This window comes from Bradyrhizobium sp. URHD0069 (assembly GCF_000701345.1).
Lineage (GTDB): Bacteria > Pseudomonadota > Alphaproteobacteria > Rhizobiales > Xanthobacteraceae > Bradyrhizobium.
This window is the reverse complement of record NZ_JNIJ01000023.1, coordinates 1-19754: the sequence shown is the minus strand read 5'-3', so window position 1 is coordinate 19754 and position 19754 is coordinate 1. Positions and strand designations below refer to the sequence as shown.

15 protein-coding genes and 1 pseudogene are annotated in these 19754 nt (G+C 60.0%); 9 read left to right on the top strand and 7 right to left on the bottom strand.

Going from position 1 to position 19754, the window contains the following annotated elements; translation table 11 throughout:
• Positions 1-357: 357 nt before the first annotated feature.
• On the bottom strand, positions 358-1551 hold the full coding sequence (locus N554_RS0115275) for an aspartate kinase (protein WP_029584260.1): 1194 nt from the start codon (positions 1549-1551) through the stop codon (positions 358-360).
• 490 nt (positions 1552-2041) lie between these two features.
• Positions 2042-3292 (bottom strand): arsenic transporter, encoded by a 1251-nt coding sequence (locus N554_RS0115270; RefSeq protein WP_029584259.1) that lies wholly within the window; start codon positions 3290-3292, stop codon positions 2042-2044.
• Between the two features lie 874 nt (positions 3293-4166).
• Between N554_RS0115270 and N554_RS0115260 the strand changes: the two genes are divergently transcribed.
• The 3 genes from N554_RS0115260 to N554_RS0115250 all read left to right on the top strand — a co-directional run bounded on the left by N554_RS0115260 (position 4167) and on the right by N554_RS0115250 (position 6336).
• Positions 4167-4649, top strand: a complete 483-nt coding sequence (locus tag N554_RS0115260; protein ID WP_029584258.1) for a hypothetical protein — start codon at positions 4167-4169, stop codon at positions 4647-4649.
• Positions 4650-4666: 17 nt separating this feature from the next.
• Positions 4667-4999: a hypothetical protein gene (locus N554_RS0115255; RefSeq protein WP_029584257.1), complete on the top strand. Its 333-nt coding sequence runs from the start codon at positions 4667-4669 to the stop codon at positions 4997-4999.
• Between the two features lie 206 nt (positions 5000-5205).
• The gene (locus N554_RS0115250; protein WP_029584256.1) at positions 5206-6336 is read left to right on the top strand and encodes a helix-turn-helix transcriptional regulator; all 1131 of its coding nucleotides are present in this window, start codon (positions 5206-5208) and stop codon (positions 6334-6336) included.
• 39 nt (positions 6337-6375) lie between these two features.
• Here the strand turns inward: N554_RS0115250 and N554_RS43025 are convergent, their stop codons facing one another.
• The 3 genes from N554_RS43025 to fmdA form a co-directional block, all read right to left on the bottom strand.
• Positions 6376-6684: an FmdB family zinc ribbon protein gene (locus N554_RS43025; protein WP_081851277.1), complete on the bottom strand. Its 309-nt coding sequence runs from the start codon at positions 6682-6684 to the stop codon at positions 6376-6378.
• Between the two features lie 42 nt (positions 6685-6726).
• Positions 6727-7263 carry an AmiS/UreI family transporter gene (locus tag N554_RS0115240; protein WP_029584254.1) on the bottom strand — a complete coding sequence of 179 codons (537 nt, stop codon included), beginning with the start codon at positions 7261-7263 and terminating at the stop codon, positions 6727-6729.
• A gap of 110 nt (positions 7264-7373) precedes the next feature.
• Positions 7374-8603: a formamidase gene (gene fmdA / locus N554_RS0115235; RefSeq protein ID WP_029584253.1), complete on the bottom strand. Its 1230-nt coding sequence runs from the start codon at positions 8601-8603 to the stop codon at positions 7374-7376.
• Positions 8604-9237: 634 nt separating this feature from the next.
• Between fmdA and N554_RS0115230 the strand changes: the two genes are divergently transcribed.
• The 5 genes from N554_RS0115230 (at position 9238) to N554_RS0115200 (ending at position 16023) form a co-directional block, all read left to right on the top strand.
• The gene (locus tag N554_RS0115230; protein WP_029584252.1) at positions 9238-10293 is read left to right on the top strand and encodes an HlyD family secretion protein; all 1056 of its coding nucleotides are present in this window, start codon (positions 9238-9240) and stop codon (positions 10291-10293) included.
• Complete coding sequence (locus tag N554_RS0115225) at positions 10290-12620, top strand: ABC transporter permease (RefSeq protein ID WP_029584251.1); 2331 nt, start codon at positions 10290-10292, stop codon at positions 12618-12620. Before N554_RS0115230 ends, N554_RS0115225 begins: the two co-directional genes overlap by 4 nt.
• A gap of 22 nt (positions 12621-12642) precedes the next feature.
• The gene (locus N554_RS0115220) at positions 12643-13572 is read left to right on the top strand and encodes an HlyD family secretion protein (RefSeq protein ID WP_245283616.1); all 930 of its coding nucleotides are present in this window, start codon (positions 12643-12645) and stop codon (positions 13570-13572) included.
• 269 nt (positions 13573-13841) lie between these two features.
• Complete coding sequence (locus N554_RS0115205) at positions 13842-14945, top strand: hypothetical protein (protein ID WP_051677511.1); 1104 nt, start codon at positions 13842-13844, stop codon at positions 14943-14945.
• A 664-nt stretch (positions 14946-15609) separates the two neighbouring features.
• On the top strand, positions 15610-16023 hold the full coding sequence (locus N554_RS0115200) for a cupin domain-containing protein (protein WP_029584248.1): 414 nt from the start codon (positions 15610-15612) through the stop codon (positions 16021-16023).
• A gap of 411 nt (positions 16024-16434) precedes the next feature.
• Here N554_RS0115200 and N554_RS35890 read toward each other — a convergent pair.
• A pseudogene (locus N554_RS35890) lies at positions 16435-16876 on the bottom strand (autotransporter outer membrane beta-barrel domain-containing protein); the annotation flags it as partial.
• Positions 16877-17331: 455 nt separating this feature from the next.
• Here N554_RS35890 and N554_RS0115180 point away from each other — a divergent pair.
• A complete protein-coding gene (locus N554_RS0115180; protein WP_051677510.1) occupies positions 17332-19200 on the top strand; it encodes a peroxidase family protein in 1869 nt (622 codons plus the stop codon).
• A gap of 260 nt (positions 19201-19460) precedes the next feature.
• On the opposite strand, the gene N554_RS41490 is transcribed toward N554_RS0115180, so the two are convergent.
• Positions 19461-19754: hypothetical protein (locus tag N554_RS41490; RefSeq protein WP_036053275.1), on the bottom strand; the 294-nt coding region annotated here is incomplete at its 5' end.

Here is a 19754-nt window from a genome sequence, read left to right as displayed (position 1 = left end):
GGGGTGAAGGCAGCCCACTAGCTGACGGCGAACGAGGACACACGGCGGGCGTTCTCGTCAAGGATCAATGTGCGGCTAAGTCAAATCCGGTGAGCGATCCACCCACGCCCTGCAGGCCAATCAGAACAACGCGGCGCCGTTTGCTCGAAACCTTCGTTCGTGCTGTCGCGGCCGTTGATCCCGTAATAGCCGGTCAGGGCTGCGATCGTCGTTTTTAGCGTCGCTGGGGGTCGATTTGTCGCGCGACCACCCAGACCTGTCACACTTCTTCAACCCGTCCGGCCATCGCATGACCTCATGACGCGATGTGCGCCTCAAACGTTGTGCAGCTGCGTAATTTCTTGGCAAAACAGTCGACTAGATCAGCGAATGCAAAGCCTTGACTGCGGCCTCGCGGCACTCGACAGGAATAAATAAGCTTACCGAATGCGGTGACAAAACATACTTGTCGGCGACAATCCCGTGATGTTGCAGAATCTGAATCGCCTTGAATGGCAAGTCGGAAGAAACGCCGCCGAAGCAAGTGAGGCTCACCGAACTCAAAGTCTCACGCTGTTTCCGCAAGTCTTTGCTCCTTTCCAGCGTGCGCAGCAAAGTGTCGAGCGATTCCGAATCACAAGTCATCATAATGCGCGTTCTTCCGGCGGTGAAAGCCGAGGCGAGGAGTTGCGGCCAAGATAAGCCGTTTTGTTTGAGATGCTGCGCGAATTTCTCAAAACCTTGATTGAGATCCGCCGAATCGACCTCCACATGCTCAATGCGAGCCATCGAGTTAACGGCCAAGACTTTTCCGCTTTCCATTCCCATAACCTCCTTCATCACTTGCGTGCTGTGTTCAGCGCCGCCCCATTTTTTTAAAACCAAGGGCACATTCTGGCTTTGTGCCAGCTCCACGCTGCGAAAATGCAAAACCTTGGCGCCCCAAAAACACATTTCGGATAGCGATGTAAAATCCAGCTGACGCAAGGGTTTTGAATTTGCCACGATGCGCGGATCAGCCGAGCAAACTCCGTCGACCTCCTTGATAATTTCACAGCACTCGGCTTTTAGCGCCGCGGCCATGGCGACCGCAGTGGTGTCGCTGCCGCCCCGGCCCAGCGTGGTGACTTCTTTGGTCACCGGATTCACGCCCTGAAAGCCCGCTAAAACCACGATGCGTCCGCGATCGAGTTCGTCGCGCACGCGAATGGGCCGCACATCCAGAATGCGCGCGGAGGAATGAGATTCGTCGGTCATCACTCCGGCTTGACTACCGGTAAAACTAATGGCCGGCACGCCGAGATCAGACAGCGCCATGCTCATTAAAGACATGCTGATGCGCTCGCCGGTGGTTAACAACATGTCGAGTTCACGGCGATTGGGATGCGGGCTTACTTGATAGGCCGTCTTGATAAGTTCGTCGGTGGTCTTACCCATCGCTGAAACGATCGCCACGACACGATGACCGCGGCTATGCAAATCGGCGAGACTGCTCGCGACCGCGCGGATTTTTTCCGGTGTTTCAAGACAGGCGCCGCCGTATTTTTGCACGATGATGGGATTGTTGCGCATTTAACAAGGCCACGCGAGTGCATCAGGAGTAACGTCTGCCGGCGTGTCTTGCGCCATCGCGGGAGTGAGAGCGCGACCAAGCCCGCTACCACCAAGAGGTTCTCCTGTGAGTTCCTCCCATTGTGACGTGTAACAAGCGCATTAGAACTCCTTTGAGCTAACGGAGTCTAGTGGGACGCGGCAGTTTTCCTTGGAATGCGCAGGCATTCCGCAGCGGGCGTGCAAAGGGCACAAAGCGCTCGTCTTGCGCCGCTCACCTCGCAGGGTCCATTGATGCGGCCATTATATCGGAGCCCCTTGGTCCGTATCGTTTCTTTATGTCGCTTCAGCTATGGTGCAGATGCTGTCGTCCATCTCTGTTTCTCAAGTGAGATAGTGTCATGTCGCTCCATTCTAGATGCGATGCCTGCATCATGTGCCGGGGGTCATAGGAAATCGAGACCAATTGTCGTTGCGATTCATAAGTGCGACATATACGGACGTTCGTTGACTACGACACAACCGTGAGTGCCAACAGGGCCGCCACCAATGCCGGGGGCATGACGACAATTCCAAGTTTCAGGAACTGCCACGCTGTCACGGCTTCGCCTTCTCGTCTCAGGACGATTAGCCACAGGATTGTAGCGAGCGAACCCGTCACAGAGAGGTTGGGGCCAAGATCGACGCCTATCAATATTCCGCTTGTCACTTGCAGCGGGACGTCGGCACTTTGGCTGACGGCGGCAGCGACCAAGCCAGTCGGAAGGTTGTTCATCAGGTTTGAAGCGAGAGCGACGATGATGCCCGCACCGAGAGAGGTCTCCCGAGGCGAGGATGCCGCCACGTCATGAAGCATCTGCGTGACCGAGTTCAAGATCCCGGTCTGCTGGACAGCCGCGACCAATACGAACAGCCCGGCAACGAGCGGCAATACTCCCCATGAGATATCCCGCAACACAGGCATCGGAGACCGCCCACTGATGATCAGCACGATGATGGCCACTGCGGTTCCTGCAATGAACGTCGGCAAGCCAAGCTGCCGGTCGAGCGATGATGCACCAAGAAGCGCCACAGCAGTAACAGCAATGCCGACTGCAACGCATTTGCCGCCAACGGAAAGCGGCTCGGTTCGGAAATCCGTGGAAATCTTTTGATCTATCGCGGCGCGCTGGGTAAATCGCAAAAGGAAATAGGTAACGAGGATCGAGGCTATCGACGGCAGCGTGAATTGATAAAGCCACTGTGAGAGCGGCGGCATATGGGTGCCGAAGATGACCAGGTTCGCCGGATTGGAAATCGGCAGCACAAAGCTCGCGGCATTGGCGATGAACGCACATATGAAAAGGTACGGCAGCGGCTCGACGCGGGCGGCTTTCGCAGCGGCATATACGGCAGGCGTCAGCACGACGGCTGTCGCGTCATTAGACAGGAACACCGTGACAAGCGTGCCTACGGCATAGATGATCAGGAATAGTCGCCTCGCTGAACCTCTCGCATAGCGAACCGCGAGCGCCGCCAGCCAATCGAACAGCCCTTCCTGCCGGCCGATCTCGGCAAGGAGCATCATGCCGATCAGAAACAGATAGACATCGATCCCCTTTGCCGCTGCGGCGATTGCATCGCGCCAAGGAAGAAAGCCGAACGCGATCAGCGCCGCCGCGCCGAGCGCCGCCCAGACATACTCTGGTATCCGCAGCGGACGCGTGATCACCCCAAGCGTGGCGAAGGCAACGACAGAGAGGATCAGAGTATTGTGGGTCACCGGTCAAGGCGCCGCAACTGGAATGGCGGCGCCGTCACCGGTTCGCTTTCCCGCGCATGCCGGAAAGTTCGGCCGAATGATGTCCGCCACATTCCAACGCATTCTCTCTTATTCAATCACGCGGACACCAACTTTAGGTAGTTTAGAAGCGGATTTCAACAAACTAAAATAAACTTTAGCCGCAGCCAGTAGGGCGGAATAGCCAACGGATCGCGCGAATGCGCGCCCGATGATGAACTCCGTGCGTCAGTCGCCGCCGCCGATCGCTTCAGCCGAACGCGAAGCCGAGACAACGCCAGGCATTTTGCTTCCCAAGATTTCAACTGCACAATTTAACTTGAAGAAACACTTCAGCCCAGCGTCCTGGTAGCAAAAGCCGGAACTCGTGATCGTACGACGCGCCCGACCTCGCGCGCCATTGAAACGACGTGAGGAAACGTTCCCTTTAAACGGTCGATCGACTCTCCATTTGCATAACAGGAGCCGGCATGATCCCGAAATGAGGGGCGGCTTGCTCCGGAATCGGCAAACTTAGGTATGACTTTCCCAAACAAATGCCGTGCTTAAGTCAATCTACGTAGAATGGACCGGTTTGTCGTGGTCACCTATTGATGGATGTTGTGCAGCCGAGACGTCTGGAGGAGCGGGTTTTTGACGATGCGAGATTCCAATGATGGATATTCAGCTCTCGGCAAAGTTTCGAGCACCACCGTTTCAGCCGAACGGCGTCTGCTTGGATGGACGGCAATATTGGTCGGTGCCGCACTGATGGCGGGCGGAGGACTGATCGTGTTCCTGTCAGCTTTCTAATGAATCCAGACAAGCAGGGCAAAGTCACTGATCAATTCAAGAGCTTAGGTTGGAGTGCTTCCGTATGAGCAATGATGCTGATGTTGTGGGTCTGACAGAGGAGCAGACTCGCCGTTTCCGAGAGATCGATGATGAGATCGCGCAGACACAAGCGGGCATTGCTATCTGGCACCGTCTGCTTGATCGTCGACGACTGGACCGAAAGCTTGGTCTCCATTCAATCACCGAGTTTGCGGTTGATGAAAGGCCTTCGGATCATCAGCACGGAACGCTTGTAAAAAAGGCTAACAGTACGGACGAGACAGCTCCATCCCGTGAGCCGTTCTATGTTCACTCCGAGAATGAGGCGCGGGCGCTGCTGATCCGTTGTCTGGGCTATCTCAGCAATGCTGCAGGTGAGAAATTCGCCTTCGACAAGGGCTATGGAGACCGCGACAAAATGGCTGAATGGATCATCAAGGAGATCAAAGCGCGTGGTGCAATCGCGTATATTCGCACGCACTCACCCTATACTTTCGGCATCCCGATCGCGGTAGCCGACTCGTAGGAGGGGAGACAGCCCCCATGGCACGACACTTCGCAGTTCTCGCCGTTCAAGCCGAGGGGCAAAAGCTCTCGCACCCGGCGATTGATGGGGCCGACGCAGATGGCCTTCCGGATCTCCCAGAAATTCCCGCGGGCAGCCGGCTCGTAGCGGTCGTGAATAACGGAGAATGGCAATCGGCCTTGGACGTCACCTATCCATCCGTCTATCGGAAGATCTATCGACGGTATCAAGAAGGGACCTGGAAGGCGATGGATATCTATCTTATCGACGAGCGCCGGGCCAATCAGATCGAGGACGGACGCCGGGTGATGATGAACGGGCAACCAGTGCAGGATCCTGGAAGGGTTTAATATAGCGAGGGTTGCCGTGGTTCGCCTTTTTCAACACAGCGGCGTGTGCTAGTCTTATCTTAAGTGATGGGACGCGCGGTCTTTGAATGAGGCGGCCGATGTGTCGTGAATGACACGTTCCAGACTTTCTGGAACAGCGTGCGCAGCAATGCAGGCCGACGGCGAGGTCGCGTTTCCTTTCTCCTTCGGGGCGACCGGAGGGAGATATGCCGGACGTCGATCCGACAATCGGCGAGATCCTTCATCTCGCTCACCACGCTGCGGGTGATCCGAACCTCTGGGACGAGGTGATGGTGCGGCTCCGTGCGCATTTGAATGCACCGCTGATTGCCTTCATCGATCATAACTTCGTCACGCATCAGGGCGAGATCAGCCACTCCGCCGGTATCGATGAGAGATTCCGAGCGCTTTACCGCGGCCGTTTTTCCGGAAAGAACGTGTGGCTCAATGTTGAACGTCGCTTCATGCCGGGAGAAACATTTACGGGTGCCGAGTTGGTGCCCAATTGGGAACTTGTTAGGACCGAATTTTATCGGGACTGGCTGCGCCCACTGCACGCCTTTCACTGTTTGATTGGAATCACATTCGGCTGCGCTGAAGAGGTCAGAGGCCTTGTCGCCCTAAGGCCGCTCGATGAACCAGGATTCGACGCGGAAGATAAGCACGAACTGACCTCCTTGCTGCGGCGGATTCATTGTGCTTGCGAACTCAGCGCCGATTTCGCTGCCACTCGTCGCAAAGTAGACGTCCTTTCGGATGTCTTGCAGGCCCTTTCAGAGGCGATACTGATAGTGGACGGCGAGTGCCATCCTGTCTTCCTTAATCGCGCGGCTGAGCGGCTTCTGGCCGACGACGACCACCTTAACCTGGTGCATGGTATGCTTGCGGCGGCTTCGAGCCATGAAACCAGCCAACTCAGGCGGCTTGTGGCTGAAGCGGCCGGATGCGCTTGCGGAGGGATGGTCAGATCGAACGGCGAGCTTGCGATCACTTGTCCATCGGGCGGCCGCCCCCTTGTTCTGCAGATCAAGTCCATTCCGCATTCGGCAGTCGACAGAAGCGGCAGACACAAGCATGTCGCCGCGGTATTTGTCGGAACAACTGAGATGACAGAGGCAGCCCGCCAACTGTACGAGTTCTATCACCTGACACCTGCTGAAGCGCGACTAGCCGCCCTCATTGTCAGCGGCTATTCGCTGCATGCGGCGGCAAGCAAACTCCATATAAGCAAAAACACAGCACGAACCCATATGAAGCGGATCTACGATAAGACTGAAATGCACCGGCAAGTCGATCTCGTTCGCCTTGTGGCGAATGGTGCAATGCCGCCGCATTGATCACGGACTGCGTTTTCGCGGTGCAGAAGGAGAAATCGCTCAGTGGGCGTGACCAAGCGCTGAGCGTCGGTACATGTTGCGGCCCTGCTGCTGCGAGCGCGGTGCGATGTGGCCGTCGGCTGCATCCAGTTCTTCCCGCCGCATCACCCTTGGCTCTTCAGCGCTGCGCTCATTCCGCTCGTGCGCGACGCGAACGTTTCGGCTAACGCATTGGAGGCGCGGACTCGCGATGGAGCGTTTCGATGGCCTCCCGCAGTTTAAGCACTTGGTGTCTTTGTCCCAATCGTCCAGCGGCCGGAATTCTTTGAACGGACCGCAAACACGACATTGATAATCATAGAGCGGCATGAATTTTCTCCCCGAAATGCGGCGAACGAACCAACATGGCCGTCAAGTCGTCGGCGGCCCGCCCGGCATAGTCCCACTCAAGAGCATGTATCCCGGAATCCAACCCGTGTAGACGCCCTGCAGAGCGCAAATTACGCCCGTCGCTCTCGTGAGGTTTGTGCGACCAAGCGCGAGGATCAGAAAAAACAAAAACCAGAGGACGCCCCAGGACGCCCAGGAAATGCCGAACCAGACATCCCAAACGGTATGGGCGTTGGCAAACGTCTCGATGAACACGGGAACAGTGGTGATCGCTACGAATAGGCAAAACCAGCCAAGGCCGCGTCCGTCTGCGCCGTTCCACCGGTTCCAGGCGACCCAGAAGTAGGTGAAAGTGAATAGGAGGGTCAACGCCGCGGCCTTGATCGTGGCAGCGTTCGCGCCTGGGCCGAACGCCAGGTAGAGCGATACGAGCAGCGTGACGAAGCCTACGAAGACGTCGATCACGGCGATCTCGCGATCACCAATCTTTCCCAGGAGCCAGATGCCGTTCAGGCACAAAACGGCACCAACCCAGAACAGCGCCAAACCGAGAAGCATCGTTCGGTCCTCCGGCTGGGCCCAATCGCGGACGTCGCGCAGCGGGCAATTCGGCGGTTGCGACAAAGGGCGCAGCTCACATGCTGCGCCTTTCGCCGCTGCCGGCGACTTCAGCTGGTAGCCGCGAGATCAACGCCAGCGGAAATGCCCGGCTTCGGCCCGCCGCTATTGGGCCGGATATCAAAATCAAAGATCGCGGTCGGGATCGCCACGGTGCAGCACGCGTTCGGAATATCAACGATGCCGCTCACCCGCCCCTCGACCGGCGCCGTGCCGAGGATCACGTAGGCCTGCTCGCCGGTGTAGCCGAACTTCTTGAGGTATTCGATCGCATTGAGACAGGCGCGACGATACGCGATGTGAGCGTCGAGATAGTACTGCTTGCCTGTCTTCTCATCGACCGAGATGCCTTCAAAGACGAGGTATTCCGAGAATTTCGGCTCGAGCGGGCTCGGCTGGAACACGGGATTCGTAATTCCGTATTTGGTGATCCCACCCTTGATGAGATCGACGCCAATATCGACATAGCCCGCCATTTCGATAGCGCCGCAGAACGTGATCTCGCCGTCACCCTGCGACCAATGAATATCACCCATCGAAAGGCCGGCTCCCCTGACATAGACCGGGAAGTAGACGCGGGAACCCCGCGAGAGGTTCTTGATGTCGCAATTGCCTCCATGCTCACGCGGCGGCACGGTACGCCAAGCCTCCTTTCCCGCCGCCTGAGACTTCCGCCCCGTCATCTGCCCCATCAACGCTGTTTCGGCGTTGGGTGCCGTTGCGAGCGGAGGAACGCGGTCCGGGTTGGTTGCGATCAGCTCTGCCTCGCGCTTATTGCAGCGATCGAGCAGTTCCTGCGATGGCAAGCAGCCGATGAGACCGGGATGTACAATTCCGGCCCAACGCACGCCGGGCACATTACGTGAGGTTGTATAGATTCCGTGGAAGTCCCAGCACGCCTTGCGTGCGTGAGGATAGTGATCAACCAGGAAGCCGCCACCATTCTCGCGTGCGAAGATGCCGGTGAATCCCCAAGGCGAGGCCGGCAAGTATCCGAGATCGAGCAGATCGACGACAAGCAGATCGCCAGGTTCCGCGCCTTCCACTCCAAACGGACCACTCAAGTAATGAACTTTGGTAAGATCGACGTCACGCACATCGTTGGCGCTGTCGTCATTTTCGATCTGGCCACCGGTCCAGTCGAAACATTCGACCCGGAACTCGTCGCCGGGCTTCATCATCTCGACCATAGGAATATCGGGATGCCATCGATTATGGGTCTTGATCTCGGCTGCCTCCGGCGGGCGGGACAGGTCGACCTTAAATGATGTTCTTGGCATGGGCCGCCTCCATCAAGTGGAGCCCGAAAGCGCATTCTGCCTGCGCGACAGGTCCGTTCACAGTAGAAGGATTATCAACGCTCCCGGATTGTATAAGTCGTCACCTGCGGAGGTGATGCTGCTTGTCGCAGGGCCATGCCCGCGGTCGAGCGCGTGACAATGATCGTGCAAACCTCAACGGTCCAGTGCATGGACTTAACCGGAGTTGGTGGTCGTGTCGCGGGACTGACGCCGCTCCGACCCTTCATTGCAGCCAATCTAAAAATTAGACGAGCAGGCCGTTCCGTGTGGAAAGAGCAGCGCCGGCACGAGCGCGTTGCAGCGGGGCGCGCTCCCATCGCACCGTTCGAGCCCGGTTGGCGAACGCTTTGATCGAACCGAATTTTGGGTCCCCTGCGCGGGGTACAATGTAGAAGTCGTAGCCGGTAGCCTGATGCGGGAAACAGGCACGAGAGCGCCACGCGCAAGCTCCGGGGTTGAATCAGCCAGCGGGTCGCGCGAATGCGCGCCCGATGATGAACTCCGCGCAATCCGCCGTTCACCGACGATAAAATGGCGGGTTACGTCAGCTCGATGGACGCGGCTTAACAATCAAGCCATAATAACGCTATCCCGGAGCTAAGTGGAGGCAGGCATGGACATGCCGACCTCTGGTAAGGAAATTCAGAGTACCGAGGCGCCAACTGACGAAAAGGAGAAGACGCGCACCGCGACGCGCGCTCCTTCCATTATCGTCGGCACCGTCGCGGCCATCGTCGTCGCGCTTTCGGTCTTTTATCTGTTGCGGCCGGAACCGCTGCTGGTGCAGGGCGAAGCCGATGCGACACGGCTCGATATCGCCGCGCGTGTCGACGGGCGGGTCAAGGAAATACCTGTCGAACGAGGCCAGAACGTTCCTGCAGGGGCTGTGCTCGTACGCATCGATAATCCCGAGACTGTCGCCAAACACGGGCAAATGCAGGCCGCGATGGCTGTTGCCGGGGCACAGCTTGCCAACGTGCTCGTCGGAACCCGGGCGGAGACCATTGCCGCGCGGAAAGCGGAGCTGGAGCGGGCACAAGCGGCCCTGGTGCTGGCGCAGAAGACGTTTGACCGAACCAAGACTTTGACCGAGCAGGGCAATGCGCCGCAAGCCCGCCTCGACCAGGTGACTGACACGCTGCACGAAAGCGAACGGGCGGTCGATCAAGCCAAATCGGCCTACGACCAGGCGGTCAATGGCTACACCAAGGAAGAGAGGGAGATCGCCAGGACGAATGTCGAAAAGGCCAATGCCGACATCCAGAGCGTTCGATCGATCATCGATCAACTGGTGGTCTACGCCCCCCTCGCATCGCAGGTCTACCAGCGCAATGTGGAACCGGGCGAATATGTATCGCCGGGCGTGCCGCTCATTACCCTGATCGATTTGGCCGATGTCTGGATTCACTTCGATCTTCGCGAGGATCTCGTGAAGAGCCTGAAGGTCGGCGATCGATTTAACGTACGTGTTCCGGCTCTCGATGACCGCCCTGTCACGGTCGAGGTCAAGCTGATTGCAACCAAGGGTGAATATGCGAGCTGGCGTGCCACGCGCGCTTCGGGCGATTTCGATTTGCGGACGTTTTCGATCCGCGCCTACCCGGTTCAGCCAGTGCCCGAACTGCGGCCGGGAATGAGCGCCTATCTCGACTGGCGGTCGCGGCAATGAGGCTGGCTTCGAAGCCCGGCTTTCTGATGGTCGCATGGCGCGAGTGCCAGTGGCTGGTTCACGATCGTGTGGCGCTGCTCTTGATCTTCGGCGTGCCTCTTTTTGCGTTCGTGGTTCTCACCACCGTCTTCAGCCGTCCGGTCATCCGGGAACTCGGGGTGACGGTCGTCGATCAGGACAGGTCGGATGCTTCGCGTGCCCTGGTGGAATACGTCGCGGCGTCTCCGAGCCTGCAAATCGTGGACCGCTCCGGTACGCTGTCCACCGCCGCGCGGGATATACGGTCGGGCAAGGCGATCTCGGCGATCTTTATCCCGCCGGATTTCGAGCGCGACCTGAAGGCCGATCGCCGCCCGCAGGTCGTCGGGTTCTACAACCAGCAGTTCCTGACCGCGGCCGGCATTGCGTCCTCAGGCCTGAGCGACACGCTTTCCGCCGCGGCGGCGGTGGCTGCCCCCGCCAGCCGCGCAGCGCCGGCGCCGGCTTCGATCGGGACGCTGTCCGGCGAGACCATCGCGCTGGTCAATCCGCAAAAAAACTATGCGCAGTTCCTGCTGCGCGCGCTGCTGCCGATGATTATTCATGTGGTGATCGCCTTGGCTGGAGGCTACGCGGTCGGATCCGAATTTCGCCGTCGCAACGCGCGGGAATGGCTTGAAAGCGCCGGAGGCGATCCGGTCGTCGCGCTGGTCGGCAAGCTCGCGCCGCTGTTCGGCATCTTTTTCCTGATCATGTTGGTTGAGCCGCTCGTCCTGGAGGGAGTGCTGCAAATCCCCTTCAAGGGAGACGTGCCGTTGATGATGGCCGCAGCCTCACTCCTGATTGTTGCTTACCTGTCGCTGGGAGCCTTGCTGCAACTCCTGACCGGCGACCTTGCGACGGGGCTGGGATTTACGGGCCTCTTTGTCTCCCCTGCGTTCGGCTACGCCGGCGTCGGCTTTCCCACGGTCGGCATGAATGCGTTCGCGCAAGTCTGGAGCGCGATTCTGCCGCTGCGCTGGTACATGGCTGTGTTGCTTGGCCAGGCCGCGCGGGGATTGCCGGTCTCGGAATCCGCCGTTCCCTTCGCGGCGCTCGCGGGCCTCACGGTGCTCTATGCCGGACTCGCATTGCTTCGCATGTCGAGCCTCAAGCGCAATGGCCGATTTGAGATGGCGGGGCTTCCCGAGCCGCCCGGGATCGGCGCGACCCCGCGGGGGATCGGCGGCGCCTTTACGGCGGAGTGGCGCCGCGTGCTCGGAACGCGGAGTGCCTTCAGCCTGCTGTTCCTGGCGCCGCTGGTCTATGGCCTTTATTATCCGCAGCCCTATCTCAACCAGATTCTGCGCAAACTTCCGATCGCGGTCGTCGACAATGACCTCAGCGATCTCAGCCGCCAGATTGTCGAGACGCTGGATGCGAGCGGAGCATTGAGCGTAGCGGTTCGCGCGCGCACTCTTGCCGAAGCGCGCACCGCAATCGACCGTGGGAGGGCTTTTGCCGCCGTCGAAATTCCGCCGGACACCGAACGCGACGTGCTCAAGGGCATCACCGCTCACATCCCGGTCTATGCGGATGCCACCTACCTGTTCATTTTCAGGTCGACCGCAAGCGGAGTCGCCGCGGCTGTCGGAGCGTTGACGTCCGAGCTCGTTTCGCGAGGCGCACGATCCGACGGAAGCCTTGTCAAAGCGAAATTGGCCAGCTTGAGCCCGGCGGACGTTCTGCTGCAGCCAATCTTCAACCCGGTGGGCGGCTACGCGAGCTACATCGTCCCGGCGGCGTTTGTGCTGATCCTGCAGCAAACCCTTCTGATCGGTGCCGCGATGCTGACCGGCACAGCACTGGCGAAAGGCGGCGGAGCGTTTGCCGGCGTGTTCGGCCGCGGCGTTGCCCACCTGACCATTTACCTGCCTGTGCTCGCGCTTTATCTCATCGTGCTGCCGCGGATCTACGGCTTTTCGGCGCTCGGCAATCCCGCCCAGCTCTTCGCGCTGGCTTCGGTCTTCGTGCTGGCGACCAGTTTCATGGGACAGGCCATCGGGGCCTGGTTCACGCGGCCGGAAAACGCGACACTCCTCCTCCTTGCAACAAGCCTGCCTCAGTTCTTCACCACAGGTTTCGCATGGCCGCGCGAGGCAATCCCCGATGCGGCCATCGCGTTGAGTCGGATTTTCCCCGCCGACTTCGCAATTGATGGACTGGTGCGTATCAACCAGCTGGGTGCCGGCATCAGCGAGGTCACGCATGACTGGCTCGGACTGTGGTGCCTGGCGCTGGTCTATTTCGCGCTCGCGGTGATCTCGGCGCTTGCGGTCAAGAGGAGGCAACGATATGCGCAGGGTTAGCGCCATCGTTGCGATCGCACTCTTGCTGGCCGCGGGCGTGCTGATCTATTCGGTGCGTCGTTCGGGATCGGCGGCCACACTCATCGGCGTCGTCCGGGCGACCGAAATCAGGGTGGAGCCGGAGGTGAACGGCCAGCTCGTGTCGATTGCGGTCGAGAAGGGCGCCCACGTGCACGCCGGCGATGTCCTGGCGAGGCTTTCAGCGGTGGAGTTGACCGCACAGGCGGACCAGGCGCGGGCCGCCCTCGCGTCGGCAATCGCGAACCGCAACAACACCTATGTGGGCGTGCGACGCGAACAGGTGGCGTCGCTGAAATATGAAATCGCCAAGGCAAAAGCTCGCCTCGAATATGCGCAGGCCCAGCTCACGAGAACCAGCACGCTGGCACGCCAGCGCTTTGAATCCCAGCAGGCGCTTGACCAGGCCGAAAACGAGGCTGCAAGTGCACGTGCCGATGTGGCGAAGGCCCAGGTGAATTACGATGCGGCCGTGGCGGGCCCGACCCGGGAGGAACGCGCGATCGCCGACGCGCAGGTGCAGGCCGCGGCGGCCGCGGTCGCGGTGCTTGAGCGGCGTCTTGAAAAGATGATCCTGCGTGCTCCAGCCGACGGTGTGGTCAGCGTCATCGCTGCAGAGGTGGGCGAGAATGTTCGCGCGGGTCAACCGATCCTGATGGTCGAGGCGGCAGGCAGGCAATGGCTTTCGTTCAATGCCCGCGAAGACTATCTCAGTGGTCTCACGGTCGGAAAATCAGTGAGCGTGATGCGGAACGGTGCCGATGGCGCGATCAAAAGCGTCATCACCGAAATGCGGCCGCTCGGGGTCTTTGCCACCTGGCAGGCCGAGCGGGTTATTGGCGATCATGACCGCAATACGCTGCGCTTGCGCCTCGACCCGGAGGGAGAGCCCGCCGGCCTGGATCCGGGCATGACTGTTTGGATCGAGCACTAACGAGGGGCTCTCACGAGCCTTTGCGAAGGTTGATGACGAACTCAAATTTGGTAGACTGCATGACCGGCAGGTCGGCAGGCTTTGCGCCTTTGAGGACCGGTGTCACACCGAACGTGACGATACATCTGCAGATTATCGGCCCCATAGCTCATCAGCCTCGCTGGCTTCACTCGCGAACGGTATAGATCGCGGGTATCTCATGGCGCGCCGCGAGCGTCGCAAAACTGGACGCGGCGGCTGACAGCCACATGGTTGCATAGGAGGCAGGTATGAGAAACATGGGACGCACGTGGAGCGCGTGTTCTCTGACGGGACTGACGTTCGCCCTGACTGTTGCGTACGTCATGCTACTTTTTTCCAACAGCGCCACGAGTCAGGGCGGAAGGGAAGCGCCGGGCGCTAGATTTGAATTCGCGCTGATCGGCGACATGCCGTATGACGCCAGGCAAGAAAAGGAGCTTGCCAACGTCATGAGGGCGATAGACGTCGCTGAGTTGGCCTTTGTCGTTCACGACGGTGATTTTTGGTATGACGGTGCGGCGTGGACTGAGCAAGTTGGGGGGTTCCCTCCGTGCGGTGACGAGACGTTCGAGCATCGCCTGGGTCTGGCTCAAAGCTCCAAACATCCTTTCATATTCGTGGCTGGAGACAACGAGTGGGCCGATTGTCACCGGGCAAAGCCGCGCACGTATGACCCGCTTGAGAGATTGGCAAAGCTCCGCCAGATGTTTTTCCACGGTGACCAGAGCCTTGGTCGGCGCACCATACGGTTGACGCGCCAGAGTGAAGACAGCCGCTACGCTAACTTCCACGAGAACGTGCGCTGGACCCAGGGGGACGTAATGTTCGTCACTCTCCACGTGATAGGCAGCAACAATAACCTGGGCCGCACGCCGGAGATGGACGCTGAGTACTCAGAGCGTAACGCGGCCAACTTGGCGTGGATGAGACAAGCCTTCGATCTGGCTACGCGGAGCGGAAGCAAAGCAATCATGATCGTTGCTCAGGCCGACCCCCGATTTGAAAATACCTGGCCCGCATACGTGCAGCAGAGATACATGCTGGAGGGCCTGGGTCTCAAATCACCTGAAACGAGAAGAGCAACTGGCTTCGACGAGTTTCTGGCTGCGCTCGAGAAGGAGACCGTGGCCTTCGGCAAGCCCGTGGTCTACGTGCATGGAGATACTCACATCTTTCGCGTCGACAAACCTCTGTTCGGCTCTACAAGCCGACGGGCTATCGAAAATTTCACGAGAGTAGCGACCATTGGTTATCCTGATACGCATTGGGTCCGGGCAATCGTTGATCCCAAGGAGCCGAATGTATTTAGCTTCAGACTAGAGATCGTAGAGGCGAACCGAGTCAAACATTGATCTGAGGTCTGTCGGCGGCGCGATGCCGAACTGGCAGGTATCAGTCAGCTCGTGCAGCAGATATCTCACAACCGGCCTCCTGCGCCGAGACTGTCAGAGTCCGGTTGGGGTCAATCGCGTCGGTTTGGCGATGTCCGAGCCACTTCCGCTTTACCCCTGATAGCGGACATCGCGGCATGTCTGAAAAGTGCCAAGAGGCGACGTAGCGCGTCCGGGTCAGCTCGCATCGAGTTGCAGGTTGGACTTGGCTTCGTGCCACCACCAGACCTGAGTGTGCAAGCAGCTTGGTCGTTACCCACGTAAGCCAATTCCGGATTTCCGAAATTTTTCTGTAGGCATCCTGCCCCATCTGCAAAATGGCCATGTTCTTTCTTTCTCTTACCTCCGTCCGGCATCCAGTCGGCGACGTGGCGCACGACAAATCCACCGTAGGAGCAGCGTCATGGTCAAGGACGGCGGCGCGCGTTGGCACGCGCAACCTCGATTGGTCCAAGGGCGGCAACGGGTTTAGAAGTCTCTGCAGATGCGGCGGCATCACGCGGCGCGGCGGCAATAACGATCGTCCATCGACTCTATGGCGAGAGGTGATTTCCCTCGCCGGCGTTGCAAGGTCATTCTCGTCGGGTGGTGGATAGTCATCTTTAATACGAACAGGAGGCTACAAATGTCAGTCCAGCAGCCAGTTCTCACGCCGCCCCACGGCGGCGAGACGGTGACCTCGAGCGGGGGCTCGAGCGTCGAGATGAAAGTGGAGAGCAGCCAGTCCGGAGGCGACTATGGCGCTGTCCTGTGGACGGTGCGGGCCGGGGAGGAGCCGCCGCTGCACACCCACTCGCGCGAGGACGAGCTGGTCTACGTGGTGCAGGGGCAGCTAATCGCGCGGGTCGGCGATGCCCGCGTCGAGGTGGGGCCGGGCGCCTACGCGGCTCTTCCCCGCGGTGTGCCGCATACGATCGAAGTGGTCGGCGACCAGGCGACCTTGCTGCTCAGCTTCGTGCCGGGTGGGCTGGAGCGCTTTTTGGTCCCGCGGGACGGCGAGCAGCCCGACCCGGCCGCTTTTGGCCTGACGTTCCCCTAGGGGCGGGGACCGCGGCGTTCGTGACCGTGCGCCGCGAGAAGGAGGAAAACCCCCGCAGCTATGCGGCCGGGCTGGGACGGACAGTCGGTGAATGCCCTGCGGCCCGCCGCTCCCCGTTTCACAAAATGAGCGCGCGCCTTGTATTGGCGGGCCGGCTCGGTCTCGATCCGGCGCGCGGCTTTGAACCGCGAGCCAAAGGCGCTTTCTCAATCCGGCATTTGCCGCGCCCGAGAAAGATGGCGCGGTGAAATGATCGGCGGCGCGTTGCTTCCAGTCAAGTCGATGGCCAAGGAAGGTCCGTTCCGGGTCAATCGCGTCACTTTGACAACGCGCCGCGAACATCTGCTCTTCTCCGATCTGCGGACATCGCCGACCGGGTGCGTCAGGTCCGAAAAGTGCCGATACCGGAGGTCACCAGGGGTAGCGCACGACGCTCTTGCCGGCGTAACTGCGCGTCACGTCGGAGAATTCGCCCTCGAAGGTGGCAGCGAGCGAGATGCCGCTGATGAACTTCATCTCGGCGGAGGCAGTGGTGAGCGCCGCGTCATGCGCTTGCGCCGCGCCGTTGACGACAAACGATGCGCCCGGCAGCGTCTGGAACGTCGCGGCGATATTGCGGTCGGTGTTGAAATCATGCGCCCAGGCAAAGCGGCCGCGCAGGGGTGAAGATCGCATCCGTCATCGCCCAGGATTTATCGGTGCGAACACCCAACTCGCTGCGCGATGCCGTGACGCTCTTCGCGCCGTAGCTCAATGCGAAGGTGCCGGACAGCGCCTGTTCGGCATAGGCGGGCAGATCGAAGGTGGTGAACTGTCCGGCGGCGTAAGGCGTAATTCCCATCCACGGCGTGAACGGGCGCCATCTCCTTTCGATGTGCTGCGAGGCCCGGTAAACATGGCTTGCAACCACCGGGAACGAAGCTTTTGCATGGAATTGATGGAAGCCACTGTGGACCCTAGCTCCGGGGTCCCGATTGGATGCCGATCACCCCGAAAACGGGTCCTCATTCCATGCCGAAACACAGGTTGAACCTGGTTGCGTGCTCGAGCACCTCGTTCTGATAGTCCGGTGAGCCGTCGGCCATGATGCTGAAACAGCCTGTGTCCTAGCGGAATTGCGGAACGACTCAGGCGCGCCGTTTCGATGCACCTCAACTCTAACGCTGCAAAATCCCAAGTGTATGGAATTGACCACTTCGCAGAAACGATGCCGAAAGACCGCGCGACCGCCACATCGAATCATGAAAGTGCCGCCTAAAGGAGGGCACTGGGGATCCGGGCTGGACTCTCAAACGGAAAGAGGTCCCCATGGCACTCCGTTTTCGATCCATCGACGGCTCCGACAACAATCAAGCCGTGCCCGGCCTGAACCAGGCCGACACCAACTTTGCCCGAATTGGTCCGGCCAACTTTGCCGACGGCATCTCCGAAATGACGCCGGGTCCCAATCCCCGCGAGATCAGCAACATAGTGGTGGCGGGTGGCCCCGACACCCATCTTCAGGTCGACGGAGTGGCATTGTCCGGGATGATGTATGCCTGGGGCCAGTTCATCGACCACGACATGGATCTGCAACGGACCGGCACGGAGGACATTTCGGTCGTGGTGCCGCCGGGCGACGAGTTCCTTGAGGCTGGCACCACGATCCCGATCACGCGGGTGGCCATCGATCCGACGACGGGCGTGGCCGGTAGCCCCGCGACCGCAATCAACACGGTGACCGGCTGGCTCGACGGTTCGCAGGTGTACGGGTCGGATGCGGCTACCGCGGCCAGCCTGCGCACGGCCGACGGGCACATGACGATGTCGGAGGGCGACAACCTGCCGATCGTCATGACCGAGCAGGGGTCGGCGTTCGCGGCCGGCGACATTCGGGCCCAGGAAAATCCGGACCTGACGGCGCTGCAAGTCCTGTTCGTACGCGAGCACAACTACCAGGTCGACCGGCTGCACGAGGAACATCCGAACTGGAGCGGTGACCGGCTGTATGAGACCGCCAGGGCCATCACCACCGCGGAAATGGTCAACATCACCTACAACGAGTTCCTGCCGCACCTGCTCGGACCGGATGCCATCCCGGACTATCGCGGCTACGACCCCAATGTCGACCCGACCATCACCGCGGAATTCGCCGGGGCGGCCTTCCGGTTCGGACACTCCTTGGTCTCGAGCGATATCGACGCCATGGACGATCTGGGCGCCAACACGTCGGCGCAAGGCCTGGCGGAAACCTTCTTCGAGTCGCCCGAGACCTTCGTCACCCACGGTGGCGCCGACGGCATATTGCGCAACCTAACCAGCGACTCCGCGAATGAGCTGGACGAACACATCATCGACGACCTGCGCAATCTTCTCAACGATCCGCCGGTCTCCATTGACCTTGCCGCAATCAACATCCGGCGTGCTCACGACCTCGGCTTGGGAACGCTGAACCAGACCAGGGAGGCGCTCGGGCTGGACCCCTACACCAGCTTCGATCAAGTCTCCTCCAACCCCGAGACGGCGGCGGCGCTGGAGCGGGCCTACGGCGACGTGCACGCCATCGATCTGTGGACCGGAGGGCTGGCGGAAGATCACCTCGATGGCGCCGCGATCGGCCCGACCTTCGGCAGGATCCTCTCGGACCAGTTTGCAGCCTTGCGCGACGGCGACCGGCTGTATTTCGAGAACCAGGGGTTCGACCGGCAGACCCTGGACGACATCAGGTCGACCACGCTTTCTGACATCATCGAGCGTAATACGGACACCATGGCGATGCAGGCCGACGCGTTCGTATCGACTGAGCGGCACTCGGGGACGCTGGGCGGGGTGGACCCGACCGGAGCCGAGGCGGTCGAGGGGCAAGCACGGCTGGTCATCGGGTCTCCGGGCAACGACACCCTGACCGGCGGACCCAAGGACGACACCCTGGTCGCCGCGTCCGGGAACCAGACCATGACCGGCGGCGCCGGCGCCGACACCTTCGTGTTCAACTTCGACATCATCGGCCGCGAACACAACACCGCGACCATCACCGATTTCGACCCGCTGGTCGACACGCTGCAATACTCTGGCGACCTGAATGTCGATAGATCCTCCGACCACCACGGTGGAACGCTGCTGCATGTCGGCAGCGAGACGATCGATCTGCTGGGCGTAAGGCCCGATGAGACGTTGCAGGATGATCTACTCATCTGAACGAGGCGCCGGGCGACTGGCGGCCGACAGATGACAACGCGCCGGATGTGGATACACCGCCGTTCGGAAAGAAAGCCGTTGAGCGACGCAAGTTTTCTGCCAGCAAAAAAACAAAGCTCGCGCTATTTCTCTGTCGGGAGCCCTCCAGTGTGTATACCTCTCGGACGGCCTCAGGGTCCCACACCCGGGGCCGTCGCTTTATCTTGGAGCTACCGCCTGGAGCTACCGCCGCATGTCCGCCTATGGCGAACGCAACCCCATCAGGCCAACCAAGCTGTGCTCTTAGTCTGCAAACAAGTGGTTTCACCGACGATAAAGAGGCGGGTCACGCTTTCCGCCTTCGCTCTTCGAGCTATGGCGGACAGCTCGGCTGAGTTGCCCGACGGGCAAATCAGCCAGTTGGCTGTCCAGTCCTGTTCGCAAAAATATTCCGCTTCCCGTTTGACCCAAATCAAATCTATAAGCCTCGCCGTCTCACCCCATGAGAGGGGCGTATCGCGATCGTCACGGACGCGGGGTGGGATGCGGTGGACGCGGCAGCGTCGGGCGCGCAT

What these genes read in the sequence shown, in the direction of transcription:
- N554_RS0115275 (WP_029584260.1), bottom strand. Translation starts at nt 1,551, where the DNA reads ATGCGCAACAATCCCATCATCGTGCAAAAATACGGCGGCGCCTGTCTT.
- N554_RS0115260 (WP_029584258.1), top strand. Translation starts at nt 4,167, where the DNA reads ATGAGCAATGATGCTGATGTTGTGGGTCTGACAGAGGAGCAGACTCGC.
- N554_RS0115255 (WP_029584257.1), top strand. Translation starts at nt 4,667, where the DNA reads ATGGCACGACACTTCGCAGTTCTCGCCGTTCAAGCCGAGGGGCAAAAG.
- N554_RS0115250 (WP_029584256.1), top strand. Translation starts at nt 5,206, where the DNA reads ATGCCGGACGTCGATCCGACAATCGGCGAGATCCTTCATCTCGCTCAC.
- N554_RS43025 (WP_081851277.1), bottom strand. Translation starts at nt 6,684, where the DNA reads ATGCCGCTCTATGATTATCAATGTCGTGTTTGCGGTCCGTTCAAAGAA.
- N554_RS0115240 (WP_029584254.1), bottom strand. Translation starts at nt 7,263, where the DNA reads ATGCTTCTCGGTTTGGCGCTGTTCTGGGTTGGTGCCGTTTTGTGCCTG.
- fmdA (WP_029584253.1), bottom strand. Translation starts at nt 8,603, where the DNA reads ATGCCAAGAACATCATTTAAGGTCGACCTGTCCCGCCCGCCGGAGGCA.
- N554_RS0115230 (WP_029584252.1), top strand. Translation starts at nt 9,238, where the DNA reads ATGGACATGCCGACCTCTGGTAAGGAAATTCAGAGTACCGAGGCGCCA.
- N554_RS0115225 (WP_029584251.1), top strand. Translation starts at nt 10,290, where the DNA reads ATGAGGCTGGCTTCGAAGCCCGGCTTTCTGATGGTCGCATGGCGCGAG.
- N554_RS0115205 (WP_051677511.1), top strand. Translation starts at nt 13,842, where the DNA reads ATGAGAAACATGGGACGCACGTGGAGCGCGTGTTCTCTGACGGGACTG.
- N554_RS0115200 (WP_029584248.1), top strand. Translation starts at nt 15,610, where the DNA reads ATGTCAGTCCAGCAGCCAGTTCTCACGCCGCCCCACGGCGGCGAGACG.
- N554_RS0115180 (WP_051677510.1), top strand. Translation starts at nt 17,332, where the DNA reads ATGGCACTCCGTTTTCGATCCATCGACGGCTCCGACAACAATCAAGCC.